Source organism: Sphingobium sp. TB-6 (assembly GCF_012927365.1).
Classification (GTDB): Bacteria; Pseudomonadota; Alphaproteobacteria; order Sphingomonadales; family Sphingomonadaceae; genus Sphingobium.
The window spans coordinates 275,505-293,132 of the sequence record NZ_JABBGL010000002.1 but is presented as its reverse complement, the minus strand read 5'-3'; the positions used below and the strand labels follow the sequence as shown (position 1 = coordinate 293,132).

Here is a 17,628-nt window from a genome sequence, read left to right as displayed (position 1 = left end):
ATAGCGCGCCATTGGCCCTATGCGCCCGCGCATGAACAGCAAGCACGCCCCCGATCCGGCGCTCCTCGCCAAGGCCGAAACCCTCGTCGAGGCACTGCCCTATATGCAGCGATATGCGGGCAAGACCTTCGTCGTCAAATATGGCGGCCATGCCATGGGCGATCCCGAGGCGGCGCGCGATTTTGCCGAAGACGTCGTGTTGATGAAGGCGGTCGGCATCAATGTCGTCGTCGTTCATGGCGGCGGGCCGCAGATCGGCGCGATGCTCAAGAAGCTGGGCGTGGAATCGCAGTTCGTCGGCGGGCTGCGCGTCACTGACAAGGAAACCGCGCAGATTGCCGAAATGGTGCTGGCCGGTTCCATCAACAAGGAAATCGTCGGCTGGATTGCCGGCGCCGGCGGCCGGGCGGTTGGCATTTCGGGCAAGGATGGCGGCCTGGTCCTCTGCGAAAAGGTGTTGGGCAAGCGCGAAGCGGACCCTAATTCGGGCATAGAGCGCAATGTCGACCTGGGTTTCGTCGGCGATCCGGTGAAGGTCGACCGCAGCATCCTCGACACGCTGTCGCGGGACGGCATCATCCCCGTCGTCGCGCCGGTGGGCATCGGCGCTGATGGGCATACTTACAACGTCAATGCCGACACCATGGCGGGCGCGATCGCGGCGGAACTGGGCGCGTCGCGCTTCTTCCTGCTGACCGATGTGGCGGGGGTGCTGGACAAGCAGGGGCAGTTGCTGACCGATCTCGATCCCAAGGCGATCGAGGGGCTGGAGGCCGACGGCACGATCAGCGGCGGCATGATCCCGAAGCTGGAAACCTGCGTGCGCGCGGTTGAGGGCGGGGTGGACGCCGCCGTCATCCTGGACGGGCGGGTGCCGCATGCGATGCTGCTGGAAATCTTCACCGATCGCGGTGCGGGGACTTTAGTGCGCCGGTAATCGGCTTTTTGATCAGCACCGCCGGATCAGCCCAATGATAGCGCTGCTCCGGCTGGGTTCGGCCATCGGGGCCAAGCTTTTGCGTATTCTCGACCACCAGTCCGGGGCGTCATCCAGGGTGGCGTCGCGAAAGTCCATGGCATGGCGGTATAATGGCGGCTTGGTGAAATCCATGCTCTTGGCCGAACAAGCCCTGCATTTGGTGGAATAATCCGGTTCGGCGCTTGTGGCGCGGGCATCCCGTCGGCTAGAGCGAATTCCCATCAATTCGGAGATCGCATGGCCTACGCCCTCTATCAGATCATCGTCATCCTGCTCGATGTGCTGTGGTGGATCATCATCATTCAGGCCATTATGAGTTGGCTGATCGCCTTCAATGTCGTCAATCTTTCCAATGACTTCGTGCGCACGGTGATGGTCGCGCTGGATCGGATGACGGCGCCGATCTACAATCCGATCCGCCGGGTGCTGCCCGATCTGGGCGCGCTCGACCTGTCCCCGATGGTCGTGCTGCTGGGCATTCTCATCATCCGCCAGGCCATATTGCCGCCGCTTTTCGGGTTGGTGTGACGGTCTGGAGCCAGAACGGCGGCGATCTCGTCCTTTCCATCCGGTTGACGCCGGGGGCAACGAAGGAGGAGATCGGCGGCGTCTGGACGGATGAAAAGGGTGCGCAGTGGCTGGGTGCCCGCGTTCGCGCCGTGCCGGAAAAGGGCAAGGCCAATGCGGCGCTGATCGCTCTGCTGGCGAAGCGGCTGGATTGGCCGCGCAGCGCGATTTCGCTGGAATCGGGTGACACCAACCGGCTAAAGCGGCTGCGGATCAAGGGGGGCGGTGAGCTGTTGTCGTTCGCAAGACTTTCCGCCATCATCAAGGAACAGGTTGAAGCATCATGACCATCGGCAAGATCATCGACGGCAAGGCGTTCGCAGAGACGCTCCGCGGCAAGGTCGCGGACGGGGTGGCGGCCTTTATCGCGAAAACCGGGAGAAAACCGGGACTGGCGGTGGTGCTGGTGGGCGAGGACCCGGCGAGTTCGGTCTATGTCCGCAACAAGGGCAAGATGACCGTCGCCGTCGGCATGGAGAGCATGGAGTTCAAGCTCCCCGCCTCCATCGGTGAGGAAGAGTTGCTCGATCTGGTCGAGGAACTGAATGCGGACGAGCGGGTGGACGGCATTCTGGTCCAGTTGCCGCTGCCTGCCCATATCAACGAAGCCTCGGTGATCGGGACGGTCAATCCGGCCAAGGATGTGGACGGCTTCCATGTCGTCAATTCGGGTCGGCTGGCGACGGGGCAGGAGGCGCTGGTGCCCTGCACGCCGCTGGGCTGCATCATGCTGCTGAAGGATGAACTGGGCGATCTGTCGGGTCTGGAAGCAGTGGTCGTGGGGCGCTCGAACATCGTGGGCAAGCCGATGGCGCAATTGCTGCTGGCGGAAAATTGCACCGTCACCATCGCGCACAGCCGGACCCGCGATCTCGCCTCGGTCGTGCATCGCGCCGACATCGTGGTGGCGGCGGTGGGCCGGGCCGAGATGGTCAAGGGCGAGTGGATCAAGCCCGGCGCGACCGTGATCGACGTCGGCATCAACCGCGTCACCGATACGGAGGACGGCAAAAGCCGGATCGTCGGCGACGTCGCCACTGCCGAGGCGCTTGCCCATGTCCGCGCCATCACCCCGGTTCCCGGCGGCGTCGGGCCGATGACCATCGCGGTGCTGCTGCGCAATACGCTGGTGGCGGCGCATGCGCGGGCAGGTCTGGCGAAGCCGGAGGGGGTGTGAAGGCGCGCTGTGCGTTTCTTGCCCTAACCTTTTTGGCCTTGACGGGCGCGCGCCCGCCGATGCGCTATCAGCCTGATCCCAGCTCCGTCTTTGCCGCCGAACTCGCCTTCAACCGGCTGGCGCAGCAGAAGGGGCAATGGACCGCCTTCCGCGAGACGGCGGCGGACGAGGCGGTGATGTTCACGCCGCAACGGGTACTGGCGAAGCAGTGGCTCAAGGGCCGCGCCGATCCGCCTGCCTCGGTAAGCTGGACAGCTTCGACCATCATCGTGTCCTGCGACGGCAATCTGGCCGCCAGCACCGGCAACTGGAAAAGGCCGGACGGGTCGGTCGGCTATTTCACCACCATCTGGCGGCGCGACAAGAAAGGCGAATGGAAGTGGATCATGGACCATGGCGACACGCTCGCCATTGCCCGTGAAGCGCCGGAATTCCTGACTGGCAAGGTCGCTACCTGCAAGCGGAGCCGCGACGGGGAGGGTTCCCGGCCCGTCGGCCCGCCGCCAGGCGGCAAGCCGGACAAGGGCGAGACGCCGCCGATGTCCGGCGACGACAGCCTGACCTGGAGCGCCGACGTCGCGACGGACGGCAGCCGCCGCGTGACCGTGCGCATGTGGAACGGCGCGGATTATGAAACCGTGATCGACGACAAGGTGGCGGCGGGCGGATGACGGAGCTGTTCATCTCCGCCTTCGTCACGCTGTTCGTGGTGATCGATCCACCGGGCTGCGCGCCGATCTATGCCAGCCTCACCACCGGCGCGACCATGGCTCAGCGGCGCGGCATGGCGATTCGCGCCGTAGGCATCGCGGCGGCGATCCTCCTGCTGTTCGCGCTCTGGGGCAAGCAGTTGCTCGGCGTGCTGGGGATCGAGCTGGACAGCTTCCGCATTGCGGGCGGGATCATGCTGTTCATTATCGCCATGGACATGGTGTTTGAAAAGCGCACCCAGCGGCGTGAGGACCGGGCGCAGAAGATCGCGGAAACGCCGGAAGTCGAAGATGTGTCGGTCTTTCCCATGGCGATGCCGATGATCGCCGGGCCGGGATCGATCGCCACGGTCATGCTGCTGATGTCGCGCGCTGAGGGGATCAGCGAACGGCTGGTCGTGATCGGCGCGGTGGTCGTGACGTTGATGCTGATGCTGGGATCGCTGCTGGCGGCCGGGCCGATCATGGCGCTGCTGGGCGCCAAGATCGAGGCGGTGATCACCCGGCTGCTCGGCGTATTGCTGGCGGCGCTGGCCGCGCAGTTCGTGATCGACGGGCTGAAGGCAAGTTTTTAGGGGAAGTTTGCCTCTTTCCGTCCTGGAAAAATCCTGTCGGGTCAGATCTCTCCGATCATCTCCACCAGCACACCCAGACAATCCTTGGCGAGCTGGATCGACCGCGCCGGCGACCAGCCGAAGTCCGCATCGGGCAGGTCGTCATTATCCTTGAACGGCATTTCCAGCGTCATCGCCACCGCGCCGAAGCGCTCGGCCAACTGGTTGGTGGACATGGACAGGTTCGCCTTGCCCTCCGGCGCGGAAGGATAGCCCTTCTTCGTCTGAAAATCAGGCGTCCGGGCAGCGAGCGTATCGCGGTAACGGCGATATAGGGTCAACTGTCGCTCGGTGATCGAGGGAATCCCCTCGAACCCGGCCAGGAACACGGCCGCGATCGCCTCATCGCCATGCACGTCCATGGCAAAGTCCACCCCGACCTCGTCCATCGCCCCCCGCACGAGGAAAACCTCGGGACTCTTCTCCATTGATGGCTCATGCCATTCGCGGTTGAGGTTGATCCCCGCCGCATTGGTCCGCAAATGCCCGCGACGGCTGCCATCGGGATTCATGTTCGGCACGATGTAGAAGGTCGCCTTTTTCCGCAGCAGCCGCGCCACGGCATCCTCCTCATCACAGAGCCGCTCCAGCGCGCCTTCCATCCACCATTCGGCCATGCTCTCGCCCGGATGCTGCCGGGCATAGAGCCAGACCTTCTTCGGCCCCTCGCCCACCACCAGCAGGTCGAGCGGCTGCTTGTCGAGCGTCAGCCCCAGTTCCCGATGCTCCACCCCCGGCTGGGACGCAGCCCAGGCGACCAGATCATGGTGCCGCTCCATCGAATAGGGCGCGAAATAGGCGAGCCAGACCGCATTGACATCCGGCGACAGGCGAATCGTCAGCGTCCCATCGGCATAGCTGGTGTCCACCAGCAGCCAGTTCTCCCGATCCTCGCTGAGCCGCGCCTTGTAGCCGGGCCAGCCATCGGGATAGGCCGACGCGCCGCAATTGGTGATCGCCAGCTCGACTTCCCGCCCGGCCACGCCAGCCACGCGGAAGTGGAACCATTGGTAGAAGTCGCTCTGCCGGTCCTTGACGATCTCCAGCTCGGCGCGAACGCCTGCCGGGCTATCATCAAGGGAAATAACGCGAATATTGCCGCTGTCGAAAGCGCTGGTGATGGAGATGCTCATTTGACGGTTATAGTCCGGCCCGATTCTCCCGGATAGCCCCCGATAAGCGCCGCCGCGAGCTTCTGCGCCGCCAGACCGGGTTGAGAGGCGGGCGTTCCTTCACGCGCCTCGGTCTGCGCGCGGCCTTCCCAGATGGTGGTCGAATCGGCCCGGCGGCGGATCTGCACCTGCAATTCCGTGATCACCTGCCCCTTGGGCTTGCCCGACAGATTGATGCCGATGCCCAGGCCAAGCCCCGAATAGCCGCCGCTGCCCACGGCCCCACCCACGCCGACGCTCACCGGCTTGCCATTGGCGCCATAGCTGCTGGGTTCGCGGAAGATTCGGCGGAAGCCCACCAGCGCGACATAGTCGCTCTTCGCCCCTTCCCTGGCGGGGGTGAAGCCCACCCGCTGCAATTCCTGGTCCACGGCGGCGGCATAGGTGCGGAATTCAAGGCCGACATCGGGATTGCCCGCCATTTCCTCAATGGCGACCGTCCCGCTGCGCGCCGGATTGTCGATATGGAATCGCGTCACCTCCACCGCCGGAATGGCCGTGGCGCAGGCGCTCAGGGAAAGGGCCAACAGGGAAGGAAAGGCGATCTTTTTCAACATGGCTTGAACTCCGAAGGATATCATCCTCTACACGACACCGCGCCGCCAATCCCCTAAAAGCGTTGAAGCCATGGCTTTGCTGCATGGGGGATGAACGGCGGCGAATTGCGGTAGTTACCCTTGACTTTCGGCTGCCTCGCCCATAGGGGCTGCGCTTCGATTTTTCGATCACGCAAGATTCATTCAAAGGCTGGTTCCATGAAGATCCGCAATTCGCTCAAGTCGCTCAAGGGCCGTCACCGGGATAACCGCGTGATCCGCCGTCGCGGCCGCACCTATGTCATCAACAAGACCAACCGCCGCTTCAAGGCCCGCCAGGGCTGATTAGCGGGGTGGGGATAGCCGCCGTCATCTTCGACGTCGGCAATGTCCTCTACCATTGGAACCCCAGGGTTCTATATGAGCGCCTGATCGACGACGATCAGGCGCTCGACGCGTTTCTCAACGATGTGGTGACGCTGGACTGGCATTTGCAGCATGATCGGGGCCGCCCTTTCGCGGAAACCAGCGCCGAACTGATCGCCCGTCATCCAGAGCGCGCCGACCTGATTCGCCTCTGGGGCGAGCAGTTCATCGACAGCGTGGGGCCAGCGATCGCGGGCATGCAGGAAATCGTCCGTGAACTGGACGACTGCGGCATCCCGCTCTTCGGGATCACCAATTTCAGCGATGAATTCTGGCCGCCCTTCCATGCCCGCGAAGCCGCACTATTTGCGCCCTTCCGCGACATCGTCGTCTCTGGCGTGGAAAAGGTGGTGAAGCCCGATCCCGCCATCTACCGGCTAGCGCTTGAGCGATTCGGCCTGCACGCGGCACAAGCGCTGTTCATCGACGACCGGGAAGAAAATGTGATAGCGGCGGAGGCAGAGGGAATGCGCGGGCACCTGTTTCGCGATGCAGCCACATTGCGGGACGAACTCGCCGCGCTGGGCCTGATCGACGCCCCATTCAGCGCGCAAGGATAGCCAACCACCACCCGTCATGCTGAACTTGTTCAACATGACGGATGAAGACCGGGGCACCTCCATCCACCCCGTCCCCAATCAGCTCTCGTCCCGCCCTCTGAGCTCATCCCCCCGAATCGCCGCGACGTGCAACACATTGGTCGACCCCGGCGTCCCGAAGGGCACCCCCGCCAGCACGACGATCTTGCCGCCCTTCCCGACCATGTCATGCCGCAGCGCCATGCGCCGGGCCTTGCCGACCATTTCTTCGAACGTGCCGATATCCTTGGTCCGCACCGCATGCACGCCCCAGGTCAGCCCCAGCTTGCGCGCCGTGTCCGCCCGCGGCGTCAGCGCCAGGATCGGCGTCATCGGCCGCTCGCGCGCCACGCGGCGCACGGTGCTGCCCGAGGAGGTGAAGCAGGTGATCGCGCTTGCCCCGACCACCGACACGATGCTGCTCGCGCCCTCCGCCAGTGCGTCGGCGGTCGTCGGATCGGGCTTGGTCTCCGTATAGTGCAGGCGCCCGAAATAGCCCGGATCGCGCTCCACGCTATGGGCGATGCTGTCCATCATCGTCACCGCCTCGACCGGCCAGTCGCCCGCCGCCGTCTCCGCCGACAACATGATCGCGTCCGCCCCGTCATAGACGGCCGTCGCCACGTCCGACACTTCGGCGCGGGTCGGCGTCGGCGCCTTGATCATCGATTCGAGCATCTGCGTCGCCACCACGACAGGCCGCCCCATGCGCCGGGCCAGCGCCACGATCTGCTTCTGGAGCGGCGGCACAGCCTGGGGCGGCAGCTCCACGCCCAGATCGCCACGCGCCACCATCACGCCATCGGCCAGCTCGATGATCTCCTCCAGCCGCTGCACGGCGGAGGGCTTCTCGATCTTCGCCATCAGCGCGCCATGGCCGCCCATCAGCTTGCGCGCCTCGGCCAGATCCTCGGGCCGCTGCACGAAACTCAAGGCGATCCAGTCGCATCCCTGCTCCACCGCGAAGCTGAGGTCGCGCCGGTCCTTCTCCGTCAGCGCCGGCACCGGCACCACCACGTCCGGCACATTGACGCCCTTGCGGTTGGACAGCGTGCCGCCGACCTCGACTACCGTGTCGATGCGATCCTCCGCCACCTTCTTGACCCGCAGCACCATCTTGCCGTCGTCCAGCAGCAGCCGGGTTTCCGGCACCAGCGCGGCATAAATCTCCGGATGCGGCAGGTTCACGCGGCTGGCATCGCCCGGCGCCGGATCGCTATCGAGGACGAAGGCAGCGCCGGTTTCCAGCACCGCCAGTCCACGCTCGAAGGTGCCCACACGCAGCTTTGGTCCCTGCAGGTCGCCCAGGATCGTCGTCGGGCGGCCGAATTCCTTCTCCAGCGACCGGATCGCCGCGATGCGCGCGGCATGATCCTCATGCGCCCCGTGGCTCATATTGATGCGGAAAGCGTCTGCCCCGGCCACGAACAGCGCCCGGATCATCTCCGGGCTGTCGCTCGCGGGCCCAAGGGTCGCGAGGATGCGGACCTTGCGCGAACGGGGCGGTAATCTTGTCATTCTCAAACTCCTGACCGTCATGGTCGCCTCTGGGTTGCCAGGGCGCGGTTTTCGATTATCCGTGCTGCACGACAGGATGATGTAGATCAGCGAAAGGGTTCGCCGTGAGCGACAACATACTCAGCGACGCGGTTGCCGCAACCGCCTTCCGACGGCTGGTGGCGCATTTGCAGCACCGCACCGACGTTCAGAATATCGACCTGATGGGCGCGGCGGGTTTCTGCCGCAATTGTCTGGCCGACTGGATTGCCGAGGCCGACGGCACTCTCGGCAAGGATGAAGCGCGGGAGATCGTCCACGGCATGCCCTTTGGCGAATGGAAGGCCCGCTATCAGAGCGAAACGACGCCGGAACAGATCGCCCGCATGCAGGAGAGTGTGGCGAAGAACGCCGACAGCCATTAGGAGCGTGTCCCGACCGATTCACACTGACTGGAGATTCTCATGAGCGATGGCAATGTCGCCGCCGAACAGCTACGCCTTTTCATAGAGCGCATCGAGCGTCTGGAAGAGGAAAAGAAGGGCATCGCGGACGACATCAAGGACGTCTATCTGGAGGCCAAGGCCAATGGCTATGACGTGAAGACGATGCGGTCGATCGTGCGCCTGCGCAAGATGGAGCGCAACGCCCGGATGGAAGCCGAAGCGCTGCTGGATACATACAAAACGGCGCTTGGGCTGGAATAACCCCACAAACCAAGGAGAGCGTCCCGATGCCTGGAAATTCCGAGATCATCGTCAGCACCACCCCTTCTCTGGAGGGCCGGCCCGCGAAGGAATATCTCGGCATCGTCACCGGCGAGGTGATCGTGGGCGCCAACCTCTTTCGCGACCTGTTCGCCAGCGTGCGCGACATCGTCGGCGGGCGCTCGGGCGCCTATGAGGATGTGCTCCAGCGCGCCCGCGAACAGGCCATCAGCGAAATGCGCACTCGTGCGGCAACGCTGGGAGCCAATGCGGTGGTCGGCGTCGATCTCGATTATGAGACGGTGGGTTCAAGCGGATCGATGCTGATGGTGACGGCCTCAGGCACCGCGATCCTTGTCTGAGTTGCGCTTGCCGGGCGCGCCCGCTAGAGAGCGCGCTTCGGATCACAGACAAGTTTAGGAGCAGGCCGTGGCCGGCCATAGCAAATTCAAGAACATCATGCATCGCAAGGGCGCGCAGGATAAGAAGCGCTCCTCGATGTTCTCCAAATTGAGCCGCGAAATCACCGTGGCGGCGAAAATGGGCATGCCCGACCCGGACATGAACCCGCGCCTTCGCCTGGCGATCAACGCCGCCAAGGCGCAGTCCATGCCCAAGGACAATATCCAGCGCGCCATCGACAAGGCGATCGGCGGCGACACGGAGAATTACGAGGAAATCCGCTATGAGGGCTATGGCCCCGGCGGCGTCGCGATCATCGTGGAAGCGCTGACCGACAATCGCAATCGCACCGCGACCAATGTACGTACCGCCTTCTCCAAGAATGGCGGCAATCTGGGCGCGTCGGGCGCGGTGAGCCACGGTTTCGACCGCATGGGCCTCATCACCTATCCGGCGAGCGCGGGGGATGCCGACGCGATCTTCGAAGCTGCTCTGGAAGCGGGCGCGGAAGACGTGTCCTCGAACGAAGACGAGCATGAAATCTGGACCGCCATGGACGCGCTACATGAAGTCGCCAAGGCGCTGGAAGGCAAGCTCGGTCCGGCTGAAGGCGCCAAGCTCGCCTGGAGACCGCAGACCACCGTCGAAGTCGACGAAAGCAACGCCGCGACGCTGATGAAGCTGGTCGACACGCTGGAAGAAGATGACGACGTCCAGACCGTCTGGGGCAATTATGAGGTTTCGGACGAGGTCATGGAGAAGCTGGGTTGACGATGCGCGTCCCTCTCCCCGCGAGGGAGAGGGTTACGCAGCCTTGGCGGTTCTGCCGCCTGGGCGAAGTTGGGAGAGGCGGGAGCGCTGCATTCGATCGTTGCATCGCCCCTCTCCAAGTTTCGCTAGGCGGCAAGCTGCTAAGCGCCCCTATCCTCTCCCTTGAAGCGGCGAGGAAAAGATCATGATCATCCTTGGCCTCGACCCCGGTCTCGGCACCACCGGCTGGGGACTGATCGCCGCGGACGGCAATCGCCTCACCCATATCGCCAATGGACAGATCAAGACCGATTCGGAGATGGCGCTGGCATCGCGCCTGCTGGTGCTGGATCTGGCGCTGACGGACCTGATCCTCGAACATCAGCCCAATGGCGCCGCGGTCGAGGAAGTGTTCGTCAACGTGAATCCGCAATCCACGCTGAAATTGGGGCAGGCGCGCGGCGTCGTGCTGCTCGCAGCCTCGCGATCCGGCATGGAAGTGGGCGAATATGCCGCCCGGCTGGTCAAGAAATCAGTCGTCGGCGTCGGCAATGCTTCCAAGGAGCAAGTCCACGCCATGGTGTCCCGCCTTCTCCCCGGCGCGAAAGTCGCGGGGCCGGATGCATCGGATGCTTTGGCGGTTGCCATTACACACGCCCATCATCTGGCGAGCGCGCGTCGGATTCCGCGCAAGTAAGGCGGCGCCTTCGCAATAGGTATCAGGAAGTGGCCATTCCAAGACATTGATCGTATCCGTGTTCCTGCGAAGGCAGGAACCCAGTTCCGCCGCTTGTGGATCATCGCACCGTAGGAACTGGGCTCCTGCCTTCGCAGGAGCACGATGCGCTTCAAGAAAAAGCGCTAAGCCTACCGTCCGCTCTCCACCCATTACTGCCAATCGAAAGTCAACGGCGCCTCCCGAAAGGCAAAGCGGTCCAGATGGTCCGCCACCACCTGCTTGAAGCGCTCGACATCAGCGCCCTCCTGCGGTTCGATGGTGACGGTGAGCGCTTCCGCCCCCGCCGCCATCCGGATCGACCCCATGGGAAAGGCGATCACGCCCTGCTGCGCATCAAATTCGGTTTCGAACTTGTGGCCTCAATGCTTGCATAGCTGCTGAAGAGAGCGGCTGGCGCTGGCGGTCGGAACATGAGCGGTCAACACCATGGGTTACAGCCTTTCGATCTTGCTGGCGGCCTCGTCGATCAGCGACGCGACGTCGAACATGGTCTGAGCGTCGGCCCCTTCCTTTTCGAGCCGCGCCCGGACCGCCATGCCCAGATTGTGCATCGCCCGCCGGATCGGCGCGCCATCCGTGCGTTCCGCCTTTTGAGCAAGCGAACCCAGACGATCCATTACCAGCTTCACGCCTTCGTCATGATCGGCCAGATAGGCGGTGCCCGCTTCGGTAATCGCGAACAGCTTGCGGCTGCTTTCGCCCGGCTGTTCAGCGATCAGACCCATGTCCGCCAGCAAGGTCAGGGTCGGATAAACGACGCCGGGACTCGGCACGTAAACCTCCCCCGACAGCGCTTCAATCTCGCGGATCAGGTCATAGCCATGGCGCGGATTGTCCGTGATGAGCTTGAGCAGAATGAGCTTGAGCGCGTCATTGCCGAACAGACGACGGCGGCCACCGCCCCGACCGCCACCAAAATGTCCGCCCCGGCCACCTCCAAACGGTCCGTCCCCGAAACGACCGCCGAAGCCGCCGCGATCGAAGCCTTCCGGACTGGCAAAACGGCCATAGCCAAAGCCGCGACGTCCGCCGTGGTGAGAATGATGAAAATGCATATGTGAACCTTCAAACTGATTTATGATGGTTTGAGATATATCTTAAAAATAGCGAACGTCAAGATTTACGATATATCTTTTTATATCGAAGAGACGCCTGCCGGAAAACTCGCGGGCTCCTGCGAAGGCAGGAGCGGGTAGCAGAGCCACGCGCCGGCAAACAAAAAAGCCCGCCGAACATTGGTTCGGCGGGCCTTTTATCTCGCAAGGAGCCTGAGATCAGTCGGGCTTCTTCGCCACGCTGACCAGCGCCGGGCGCAGCAGCCGATCCTTGATCGTGTAGCCCGCCTGCATTTCCACCAGCACCGTGCCCGGTTCGGCATCGGCGGAGGGCACTTCCATCATCGCCTGATGCTTGTTGGGGTCGAGCGGCTGACCGACCGACACCAGCTTTTCAATACCGTTGCGGCCGAAAACGGCCTCCAACTCGCGCCCGGTGGCTTCCAGACCGACCACCAGCCCCTTGAACTTCTCATCCTCACGCAGGTCGGCGGGGATCGTCTGGAGCGCGCGCGCCAGATTGTCCGCCACCGACAGCATGTCGCGGGCAAAGGCCGTCGCGGCATAGGCGCGCGCGTCGGCCAGTTCCTTTTCCAGCCGCCGCCGCACATTCTGCGTTTCGGCATGGGCGTAGAGCACGTCCTGCCTGGCGGTCGCGAGTTCATTCTCTAGCGCGGCGATCCGCTCCGCCGCCGCGTCGCCAGCAGGCGCCGCATCCTCGGGCAGTTCATCCACGACTTCGGTATTCTCGATATTCTGTTTGTCTTCGCTCATCTCATCAATCTCGACAGCGTCTGTGCGGTAAAGTCCACCATGGGGATCACCCGCGCATAGTTCAAGCGCGTGGGGCCGATTACGCCGACCACGCCGACCACCCGGCCGTCACCGCCCCGGTAAGGCGCGGCTATGACCGAAGAACCCGAAAGGGAAAAGAGCTTGTTTTCCGATCCGATGAAGATTTTGGTCGCGCTGCCCGCCAGCGCGCTTTCCAGCAGCCGCGAAATTTCCTGCTTGCCCTCCAGCTGTTCAAGCAATTGCCGCACCCGCTCCAGATCGGCGGCGGTTCCGTCATCCAGCAGATGCGCCTGGCCGCGCACGATCAATACGGGACGCTCATCGGCATCCTGCGACCAGATCGCGATGCCGCGCTCCACCAGCTCCCGCGCCGCGCCCTGGAGCGCATGGCGTTCATGCTCCAGCTCGCGCTGCAAAGCCTCCCCCGCTTGCGCCAGCGTCAGCCCGCCAAAGCGCGCCGACATGAAGTTGGCCGCTTCATTGAGCATCATCGGTGTGATGCCCAGCGGCAGGTCGACCACGCGATTCTCGATCGACCCGTCCTGCCCCACCAAGACCGCCAACGCCTGCCGCTCGTTCAACGGCACGAAGCCGAATTGCCGCAGCACCGGCTCGCGCTTGGGCACCATCACGATCCCGGCGCAGGCGGACAGGCCGGACAGCGCAGCAGTCGCCGCCGACAGCGCCTCCTCGATCGGTCCACCCTCGGAAATGCCCGCCTCGATCGCGCGCCGTTCCTCAACGGATGGCTCCGCCGCTTGCATCATGCCGTCGACGAAAAGCCTGAGGCCAGTTTCGGTCGGCATCCGCCCCGCCGAAGTATGCGGCGCGGCGAGCAGGCCGAGCTCCTCCAGATCCTGCATCACATTGCGGATGGACGCAGGCGACAGGCTGAGCGACGCGATCTTGCTGATCGTACGCGAGCCGACCGGCAGCCCGGTGCCGAGATAGCTCTCGACCACCAGACGGAAAACGTCGCGCGCGCGCTCGTTAAGCTCGGTGATCGGGGTGACCGCCATGACGCTTATCTAGGCAAGCAGCGGGCGGCGCTCAAGCCCACGCTCATTTGCCCTTGGCGGGGGTTGGCTTCACCATCGCGGCGATATCCAGCATCCGGGGGATGGATGCGATCGTCGCCCGCAACTTGCCATAGCTTGCGTCCATGCAGCCCGACTGGAATTCCAGCCGCGTGGGCTGCGCCTCGCCATGGGTCCATTCGATGACATAGCCGGGCATGTCGGTCGCGAAGCGAGTGCAATTTTCCCCATGCGTGATTCGCTTGACGGTGCCGGACGCGGGCCGGAACTGCGCCAGCGCGGCGCGGAAGCGGCGATATTGCACTGGCGTCACGGTAAAGCGCGTTGGCCCCGGCACGGCGGTGAAGCGCTCCGGCTCGATCAGGCCCGACCCGTCCGGCGTCACGCGCAGGGTGTAGCTGGGGCAAGCTCCAAAACAGGGACCGGCGGAAAAACGAATGGTGTCGCCAACCTTTGTCGGCTTTTCCAGTTCGGTCTGTTCCGTCGCGCAACCGCCCAGCAGTGCGGTGGCCGCCAACATAACTATCGCTTTCGTCCCCATGCCCCACTCTCTACCATCTTTCGACTCGATCGCCACTGGCAAGACTGCACACCTGCCGCTAAGCCGCACCAACACAACGCTTCGGAGAAGAAAATTTATGCGTCCTTCCGGCCGCGCGCCCGACCAGATGCGCGAAATCACCATGGAGCCCGGCTTCACCATCCATGCCGAAGGTAGCTGCCTCGTCAGCTTCGGTGATACCCGCGTTCTCTGCACCGCCTCTATCGAGGAAAAGGTGCCGCCCTTCCTGCGTGGCAAGGGTTCGGGCTGGGTCACGGCGGAATATGGCATGCTGCCCCGCGCCACCCACACGCGCGGCAGCCGCGAAGCCGCCAAGGGCAAGCAGTCCGGCCGCACCCAGGAAATCCAGCGGCTGATCGGCCGCTCGCTGCGCGCCGTGGTCGACCTGGCCAAGTTGGGCGAGCGCCAGATCGTCGTCGACTGCGACGTGATCCAGGCCGATGGCGGCACCCGCACCGCCGCCATTTCGGGAAGCTGGGTCGCGCTGCGCATCGCCATCGACAAGCTGCTCGCTTCGGGCGCCCTCACCGAAGACCCCATCGTGCAGAAGGTCGCGGCGATAAGCTGTGGCATCTACAAAGGCACGCCGGTTCTCGACCTCGATTATGTCGAGGACAGCAATGCCGAGGCCGACGCCAATCTGATCCTGACCGGCGACGGCAAATTTGCCGAGGTGCAGGCGACCGCGGAAGGCGCTACCTATGATGAGGAAGAGCTGCTGCGCCTGCTGCGCCTCGCCCGCATCGGCTGCGCGCAGATCTTCGCGGCGCAGGACAAGGCTACGGGACGATAAGATGAGCGACGAGTTCGGACAGGAACAGGCGATCCGCAAGCTGGGGCCGGGCAAGCTGGTGATCGCCAGCCACAATCCCGGCAAGGTGCGCGAAATTGGCGAGCTGCTGGCGCCCTATGGCATAGAGACGGTCTCCGCCGCCGCGCTGGACCTGCCCGAACCCGACGAGACCGGCACGACCTTCGTCGCCAATGCGGAGCTGAAGGCGATGCAGGCGGCGGACCTCTCCGGCCTGCCCGCCCTGGCGGACGACAGCGGCCTGTGCGTCGAGGCGCTAAACGGCGATCCGGGCATCTTCTCCGCCCGCTGGGCTGGCGAGACGAAGGATTTCAGCCTCGCCATGCAGCTCGTCTGGGACAATATCCAGGCTCAGGGACCGGATGCGGGACATGGCGCCCACTTCATCTGCGCTCTGGCGCTGGCCTGGCCCGACGGGCATGTGGAGGTGTTCGAAGGTCGCGTCGACGGCACCATCACCTGGCCGCCGCGCGGGGACAAGGGTTTCGGCTATGATCCGATCTTCCAGCCGCATGGTCACAGCATCAGCTTCGGAGAAATGGAGCCGGAGAAGAAGCACGGCATGAGCCACCGAGCCGATGCCTTCGCGCAATTGGTGGCGACGGTTTTCTGACGAGCGCCTCTTTAGCCGAGCCGTACGCCTGCGCAGGAACAGGCTGTCCCTCGATCAACGTCCCCCACTGGCATATTGCGACGGCGCGCCGTCATCCCGGTCCAGCGGGTTCCGCCCAAAGACATTCCCGGCGGGAAAATAGCGGCAGACGAGATAGTCGTAGCTCTGCCCTTCGCCCAACGCGCAGCCCACCTTGCGCGTGCCGCGCCAGATGATCTGGGTATAATGGCCGACATCTTCCCATCGGCCGGTGGTGCTGAGATCAGGCAAAGTCCCGCTGCGCCGGAAATAGCGCTTCTCATCCAGGAACGAGCCGACCATCACCTCATAATCATAGAGGCCGCGCGATCCCATCCAGAGATTTTCGCCGCTGGGAATGGCGCGGCTGGCACGGGCGGAATGGCGGAAGATATTGGTCTGCGCCATCTGCCGCGCATAACGCGCCGCATCCGCCGCCAAGGCGCTGTCCCACGCCAATGGCGAAAGCCCTAGCGATTCGCGTTCCTCATTATGCATGCCCAGGATCACTTCGCGCATCAGGCCGTCATCGCGATCCGCTTCCTCCATGCCGTAATAGGAAGCAGGCATGGCGGGCGGCAGGGAAGGCGCTCCACGGGAAGGCGCAGCACTGCCCTGCCCCGCAACCGTCAGCAAAACAGCAGCCCACGCTAGCCGCGCAGGCCAAAGCCCTTTAAGAACGCCCCCACTCATGTCACCCGACCCCTTGATACCCGCTCCCGCGCCTCACGCATCGGACTTGGCCGACCCCATAGCCCTATATGTGCATTGGCCATTTTGCGTTTCGAAATGTCCTTACTGCGATTTTAACAGTCATGTGCGGACGGACATCGACAGCGATGCGTGGCGCGATGCGCTGCTAAAAGATCTTGCCCATGAAGCGGCACTGAACGGCGGGCGGCCGCTCTCCTCGATCTTCTTCGGCGGCGGCACGCCCTCGCTGATGCCGCCCCGAATCGTGGAAGCGCTGATCGAGGCGGCGGCGTGCCACTGGGCGCCCGCGTCCGATATCGAGATCACGCTGGAGGCCAATCCCAGCTCGGTCGAGGCTGCACGCTTTGCCGATCTTGCGGCGGCGGGCGTGAACCGGGTGTCGCTTGGTCTCCAGGCGCTGGACGATGAAGCGCTGCATTTCCTGGGCCGCGCCCATGACGTGCGTGAGGGATTGGCGGCGTTGGATATCGCGCAATCGGTTTTCAATCGGGTGAATTTCGACCTCATCTACGCCCGGCCCGGCCAGAGCGAGGCGGATTGGGAAACAGAACTGGCGCAGGGACTGTCCTTCGGCACCGACCATCTCTCGCTCTATCAACTCACCATAGAGCCCGGCACCCGCTTTGCGACACTGGTGGCGCAGGGCAAGCTGACGCTTGCCGATCCGGACCATGCCGCCAATCTCTATGAGCAGACACAGGCGATGACCGCAGCGGCCGGCATTCCCGCCTATGAGATCAGCAACCATGCCCGGCCGGGGCAGGAAAGCCGCCATAACCTCACCTATTGGCGCTATGGCGACTATGCGGGTGTGGGGCCGGGCGCACATGGCCGGCGCGGAGGGCTGGCGACGCTGCGGCACAAGAAGCCGGAAAACTGGATGAATGCGGTCATCCGCAACGGGCACGGCCTGCAAAGCGAGGAACCGCTGGATGGGAACGATCGGGCCAGGGAAGCGCTGCTGATGGGGCTGCGGCTTGGGGAAGGCGTCGATCTGGACCGGATCTCGCGCCTCTCAGGCCTGGCGGTCGAGGCTCTTGTCGATGGGAACGCGGTCGCACGATTGGCCGATCATGGGCTTGTCCGGCGACAGGGACAGCGGCTGTACGTCGAACCTTCCGGCATGCTATTGCTGGACGCTATCCTGCCGGAAATTGTGGCGGTCTAAG

Annotated in this window: 24 protein-coding genes and 1 pseudogene; 16 read left to right on the top strand and 9 right to left on the bottom strand. The window is 63.9% G+C overall.

Annotated elements, in window-relative coordinates; all coding sequences use genetic code 11:
• Positions 1-19 precede the first annotated feature (19 nt).
• From argB to HHL26_RS04495, 6 genes are all read left to right on the top strand, one after another.
• Positions 20-937, top strand: a complete 918-nt coding sequence (gene argB, locus HHL26_RS04520) for an acetylglutamate kinase (RefSeq protein WP_066555223.1) — start codon at positions 20-22, stop codon at positions 935-937.
• A 279-nt stretch (positions 938-1,216) separates the two neighbouring features.
• Entirely contained in the window at positions 1,217-1,507 is a 291-nt protein-coding gene (locus tag HHL26_RS04515) for a YggT family protein (RefSeq protein WP_007688568.1), read from the top strand.
• Positions 1,504-1,833, top strand: a complete 330-nt coding sequence (locus HHL26_RS04510; protein ID WP_066555221.1) for a DUF167 family protein — start codon at positions 1,504-1,506, stop codon at positions 1,831-1,833. Before HHL26_RS04515 ends, HHL26_RS04510 begins: the two co-directional genes overlap by 4 nt.
• Positions 1,830-2,723, top strand: a complete 894-nt coding sequence (gene folD, locus HHL26_RS04505; protein ID WP_066555220.1) for a bifunctional methylenetetrahydrofolate dehydrogenase/methenyltetrahydrofolate cyclohydrolase FolD — start codon at positions 1,830-1,832, stop codon at positions 2,721-2,723. Before HHL26_RS04510 ends, folD begins: the two co-directional genes overlap by 4 nt.
• The gene (locus tag HHL26_RS04500; RefSeq protein WP_066555219.1) at positions 2,720-3,394 is read left to right on the top strand and encodes a hypothetical protein; all 675 of its coding nucleotides are present in this window, start codon (positions 2,720-2,722) and stop codon (positions 3,392-3,394) included. Before folD ends, HHL26_RS04500 begins: the two co-directional genes overlap by 4 nt.
• A complete protein-coding gene (locus HHL26_RS04495) occupies positions 3,391-4,008 on the top strand; it encodes a MarC family protein (protein ID WP_066555217.1) in 618 nt (205 codons plus the stop codon). The genes HHL26_RS04500 and HHL26_RS04495 overlap by 4 nt, the downstream gene beginning before the upstream one ends.
• Before the next feature lie 41 nt (positions 4,009-4,049).
• Here HHL26_RS04495 and HHL26_RS04490 read toward each other — a convergent pair whose 3' ends face one another.
• Positions 4,050-5,180 (bottom strand): M14-type cytosolic carboxypeptidase, encoded by a 1,131-nt coding sequence (locus tag HHL26_RS04490; protein WP_066555213.1) that lies wholly within the window; start codon positions 5,178-5,180, stop codon positions 4,050-4,052.
• Positions 5,177-5,776 (bottom strand): DUF4136 domain-containing protein, encoded by a 600-nt coding sequence (locus HHL26_RS04485; RefSeq protein ID WP_066561445.1) that lies wholly within the window; start codon positions 5,774-5,776, stop codon positions 5,177-5,179. The genes HHL26_RS04490 and HHL26_RS04485 overlap by 4 nt, the downstream gene beginning before the upstream one ends.
• A gap of 198 nt (positions 5,777-5,974) precedes the next feature.
• Between HHL26_RS04485 and ykgO the strand changes: the two genes are divergently transcribed.
• Both ykgO and HHL26_RS04475 read left to right on the top strand, forming a co-directional pair.
• A complete protein-coding gene (gene ykgO, locus HHL26_RS04480) occupies positions 5,975-6,100 on the top strand; it encodes a type B 50S ribosomal protein L36 (protein ID WP_004210176.1) in 126 nt (41 codons plus the stop codon).
• Between the two features lie 8 nt (positions 6,101-6,108).
• Positions 6,109-6,741, top strand: a complete 633-nt coding sequence (locus HHL26_RS04475; protein WP_066555210.1) for an HAD family phosphatase — start codon at positions 6,109-6,111, stop codon at positions 6,739-6,741.
• Between the two features lie 78 nt (positions 6,742-6,819).
• Here HHL26_RS04475 and pyk read toward each other — a convergent pair whose 3' ends face one another.
• Positions 6,820-8,277: a pyruvate kinase gene (gene pyk / locus HHL26_RS04470; RefSeq protein WP_082748457.1), complete on the bottom strand. Its 1,458-nt coding sequence runs from the start codon at positions 8,275-8,277 to the stop codon at positions 6,820-6,822.
• Between the two features lie 104 nt (positions 8,278-8,381).
• Between pyk and HHL26_RS04465 the strand changes: the two genes are divergently transcribed.
• The 5 genes from HHL26_RS04465 to ruvC all read left to right on the top strand — a co-directional run bounded on the left by HHL26_RS04465 (position 8,382) and on the right by ruvC (position 10,812).
• Positions 8,382-8,681, top strand: a complete 300-nt coding sequence (locus HHL26_RS04465) for a DUF1244 domain-containing protein (RefSeq protein WP_066555205.1) — start codon at positions 8,382-8,384, stop codon at positions 8,679-8,681.
• Positions 8,682-8,720: 39 nt separating this feature from the next.
• Positions 8,721-8,963, top strand: a complete 243-nt coding sequence (locus HHL26_RS04460) for a DUF2312 domain-containing protein (RefSeq protein ID WP_066555202.1) — start codon at positions 8,721-8,723, stop codon at positions 8,961-8,963.
• Positions 8,964-8,989: 26 nt separating this feature from the next.
• Positions 8,990-9,325: a heavy metal-binding domain-containing protein gene (locus HHL26_RS04455; protein WP_197672766.1), complete on the top strand. Its 336-nt coding sequence runs from the start codon at positions 8,990-8,992 to the stop codon at positions 9,323-9,325.
• A gap of 67 nt (positions 9,326-9,392) precedes the next feature.
• The gene (locus HHL26_RS04450; RefSeq protein ID WP_066555199.1) at positions 9,393-10,136 is read left to right on the top strand and encodes a YebC/PmpR family DNA-binding transcriptional regulator; all 744 of its coding nucleotides are present in this window, start codon (positions 9,393-9,395) and stop codon (positions 10,134-10,136) included.
• Positions 10,137-10,320: 184 nt separating this feature from the next.
• Positions 10,321-10,812, top strand: coding sequence for a crossover junction endodeoxyribonuclease RuvC (ruvC, locus tag HHL26_RS04445; RefSeq protein ID WP_066555197.1), 492 nt, complete (start codon positions 10,321-10,323; stop codon positions 10,810-10,812).
• Between the two features lie 191 nt (positions 10,813-11,003).
• On the opposite strand, the pseudogene HHL26_RS04440 reads toward ruvC, so the two are convergent.
• The 5 genes and pseudogenes from HHL26_RS04440 to HHL26_RS04420 form a co-directional block, all read right to left on the bottom strand.
• Positions 11,004-11,282: pseudogene (locus HHL26_RS04440) on the bottom strand (DUF2218 domain-containing protein).
• Positions 11,283-11,285: 3 nt separating this feature from the next.
• Entirely contained in the window at positions 11,286-11,909 is a 624-nt protein-coding gene (locus HHL26_RS04435) for a PadR family transcriptional regulator (RefSeq protein WP_066555195.1), read from the bottom strand.
• A gap of 219 nt (positions 11,910-12,128) precedes the next feature.
• The gene (gene grpE, locus HHL26_RS04430; RefSeq protein ID WP_066555193.1) at positions 12,129-12,683 is read right to left on the bottom strand and encodes a nucleotide exchange factor GrpE; all 555 of its coding nucleotides are present in this window, start codon (positions 12,681-12,683) and stop codon (positions 12,129-12,131) included.
• Positions 12,680-13,723: a heat-inducible transcriptional repressor HrcA gene (gene hrcA / locus HHL26_RS04425; protein WP_066555190.1), complete on the bottom strand. Its 1,044-nt coding sequence runs from the start codon at positions 13,721-13,723 to the stop codon at positions 12,680-12,682. Before hrcA ends, grpE begins: the two co-directional genes overlap by 4 nt.
• 43 nt (positions 13,724-13,766) lie before the next feature.
• A complete protein-coding gene (locus tag HHL26_RS04420) occupies positions 13,767-14,282 on the bottom strand; it encodes a DUF6438 domain-containing protein (RefSeq protein WP_066555188.1) in 516 nt (171 codons plus the stop codon).
• A gap of 97 nt (positions 14,283-14,379) precedes the next feature.
• Between HHL26_RS04420 and rph the strand changes: the two genes are divergently transcribed.
• On the top strand, positions 14,380-15,096 hold the full coding sequence (rph, locus tag HHL26_RS04415) for a ribonuclease PH (RefSeq protein WP_066555187.1): 717 nt from the start codon (positions 14,380-14,382) through the stop codon (positions 15,094-15,096).
• A 1-nt stretch (position 15,097) separates the two neighbouring features.
• Entirely contained in the window at positions 15,098-15,727 is a 630-nt protein-coding gene (gene rdgB, locus HHL26_RS04410; protein ID WP_066555186.1) for an RdgB/HAM1 family non-canonical purine NTP pyrophosphatase, read from the top strand.
• Positions 15,728-15,781: 54 nt separating this feature from the next.
• Here rdgB and HHL26_RS04405 read toward each other — a convergent pair whose 3' ends face one another.
• On the bottom strand, positions 15,782-16,315 hold the full coding sequence (locus HHL26_RS04405; protein ID WP_082748455.1) for a CAP domain-containing protein: 534 nt from the start codon (positions 16,313-16,315) through the stop codon (positions 15,782-15,784).
• Between the two features lie 121 nt (positions 16,316-16,436).
• On the opposite strand from HHL26_RS04405, the gene hemW reads away from it, so the two are divergent.
• The gene (gene hemW / locus HHL26_RS04400) at positions 16,437-17,627 is read left to right on the top strand and encodes a radical SAM family heme chaperone HemW (RefSeq protein WP_066555177.1); all 1,191 of its coding nucleotides are present in this window, start codon (positions 16,437-16,439) and stop codon (positions 17,625-17,627) included.
• Position 17,628 lies beyond the last annotated feature (1 nt).

What these genes read in the sequence shown, in the direction of transcription:
- argB (WP_066555223.1), top strand. Translation starts at nt 20, where the DNA reads ATGCGCCCGCGCATGAACAGCAAGCACGCCCCCGATCCGGCGCTCCTC.
- HHL26_RS04515 (WP_007688568.1), top strand. Translation starts at nt 1,217, where the DNA reads ATGGCCTACGCCCTCTATCAGATCATCGTCATCCTGCTCGATGTGCTG.
- folD (WP_066555220.1), top strand. Translation starts at nt 1,830, where the DNA reads ATGACCATCGGCAAGATCATCGACGGCAAGGCGTTCGCAGAGACGCTC.
- HHL26_RS04495 (WP_066555217.1), top strand. Translation starts at nt 3,391, where the DNA reads ATGACGGAGCTGTTCATCTCCGCCTTCGTCACGCTGTTCGTGGTGATC.
- HHL26_RS04490 (WP_066555213.1), bottom strand. Translation starts at nt 5,180, where the DNA reads ATGAGCATCTCCATCACCAGCGCTTTCGACAGCGGCAATATTCGCGTT.
- HHL26_RS04485 (WP_066561445.1), bottom strand. Translation starts at nt 5,776, where the DNA reads ATGTTGAAAAAGATCGCCTTTCCTTCCCTGTTGGCCCTTTCCCTGAGC.
- ykgO (WP_004210176.1), top strand. Translation starts at nt 5,975, where the DNA reads ATGAAGATCCGCAATTCGCTCAAGTCGCTCAAGGGCCGTCACCGGGAT.
- pyk (WP_082748457.1), bottom strand. Translation starts at nt 8,277, where the DNA reads ATGACAAGATTACCGCCCCGTTCGCGCAAGGTCCGCATCCTCGCGACC.
- HHL26_RS04460 (WP_066555202.1), top strand. Translation starts at nt 8,721, where the DNA reads ATGAGCGATGGCAATGTCGCCGCCGAACAGCTACGCCTTTTCATAGAG.
- HHL26_RS04455 (WP_197672766.1), top strand. Translation starts at nt 8,990, where the DNA reads ATGCCTGGAAATTCCGAGATCATCGTCAGCACCACCCCTTCTCTGGAG.
- ruvC (WP_066555197.1), top strand. Translation starts at nt 10,321, where the DNA reads ATGATCATCCTTGGCCTCGACCCCGGTCTCGGCACCACCGGCTGGGGA.
- HHL26_RS04435 (WP_066555195.1), bottom strand. Translation starts at nt 11,909, where the DNA reads ATGCATTTTCATCATTCTCACCACGGCGGACGTCGCGGCTTTGGCTAT.
- grpE (WP_066555193.1), bottom strand. Translation starts at nt 12,683, where the DNA reads ATGAGCGAAGACAAACAGAATATCGAGAATACCGAAGTCGTGGATGAA.
- hrcA (WP_066555190.1), bottom strand. Translation starts at nt 13,723, where the DNA reads ATGGCGGTCACCCCGATCACCGAGCTTAACGAGCGCGCGCGCGACGTT.
- HHL26_RS04420 (WP_066555188.1), bottom strand. Translation starts at nt 14,282, where the DNA reads ATGGGGACGAAAGCGATAGTTATGTTGGCGGCCACCGCACTGCTGGGC.
- rph (WP_066555187.1), top strand. Translation starts at nt 14,380, where the DNA reads ATGCGTCCTTCCGGCCGCGCGCCCGACCAGATGCGCGAAATCACCATG.
- rdgB (WP_066555186.1), top strand. Translation starts at nt 15,098, where the DNA reads ATGAGCGACGAGTTCGGACAGGAACAGGCGATCCGCAAGCTGGGGCCG.
- HHL26_RS04405 (WP_082748455.1), bottom strand. Translation starts at nt 16,315, where the DNA reads ATGCCTGCTTCCTATTACGGCATGGAGGAAGCGGATCGCGATGACGGC.
- hemW (WP_066555177.1), top strand. Translation starts at nt 16,437, where the DNA reads ATGTCACCCGACCCCTTGATACCCGCTCCCGCGCCTCACGCATCGGAC.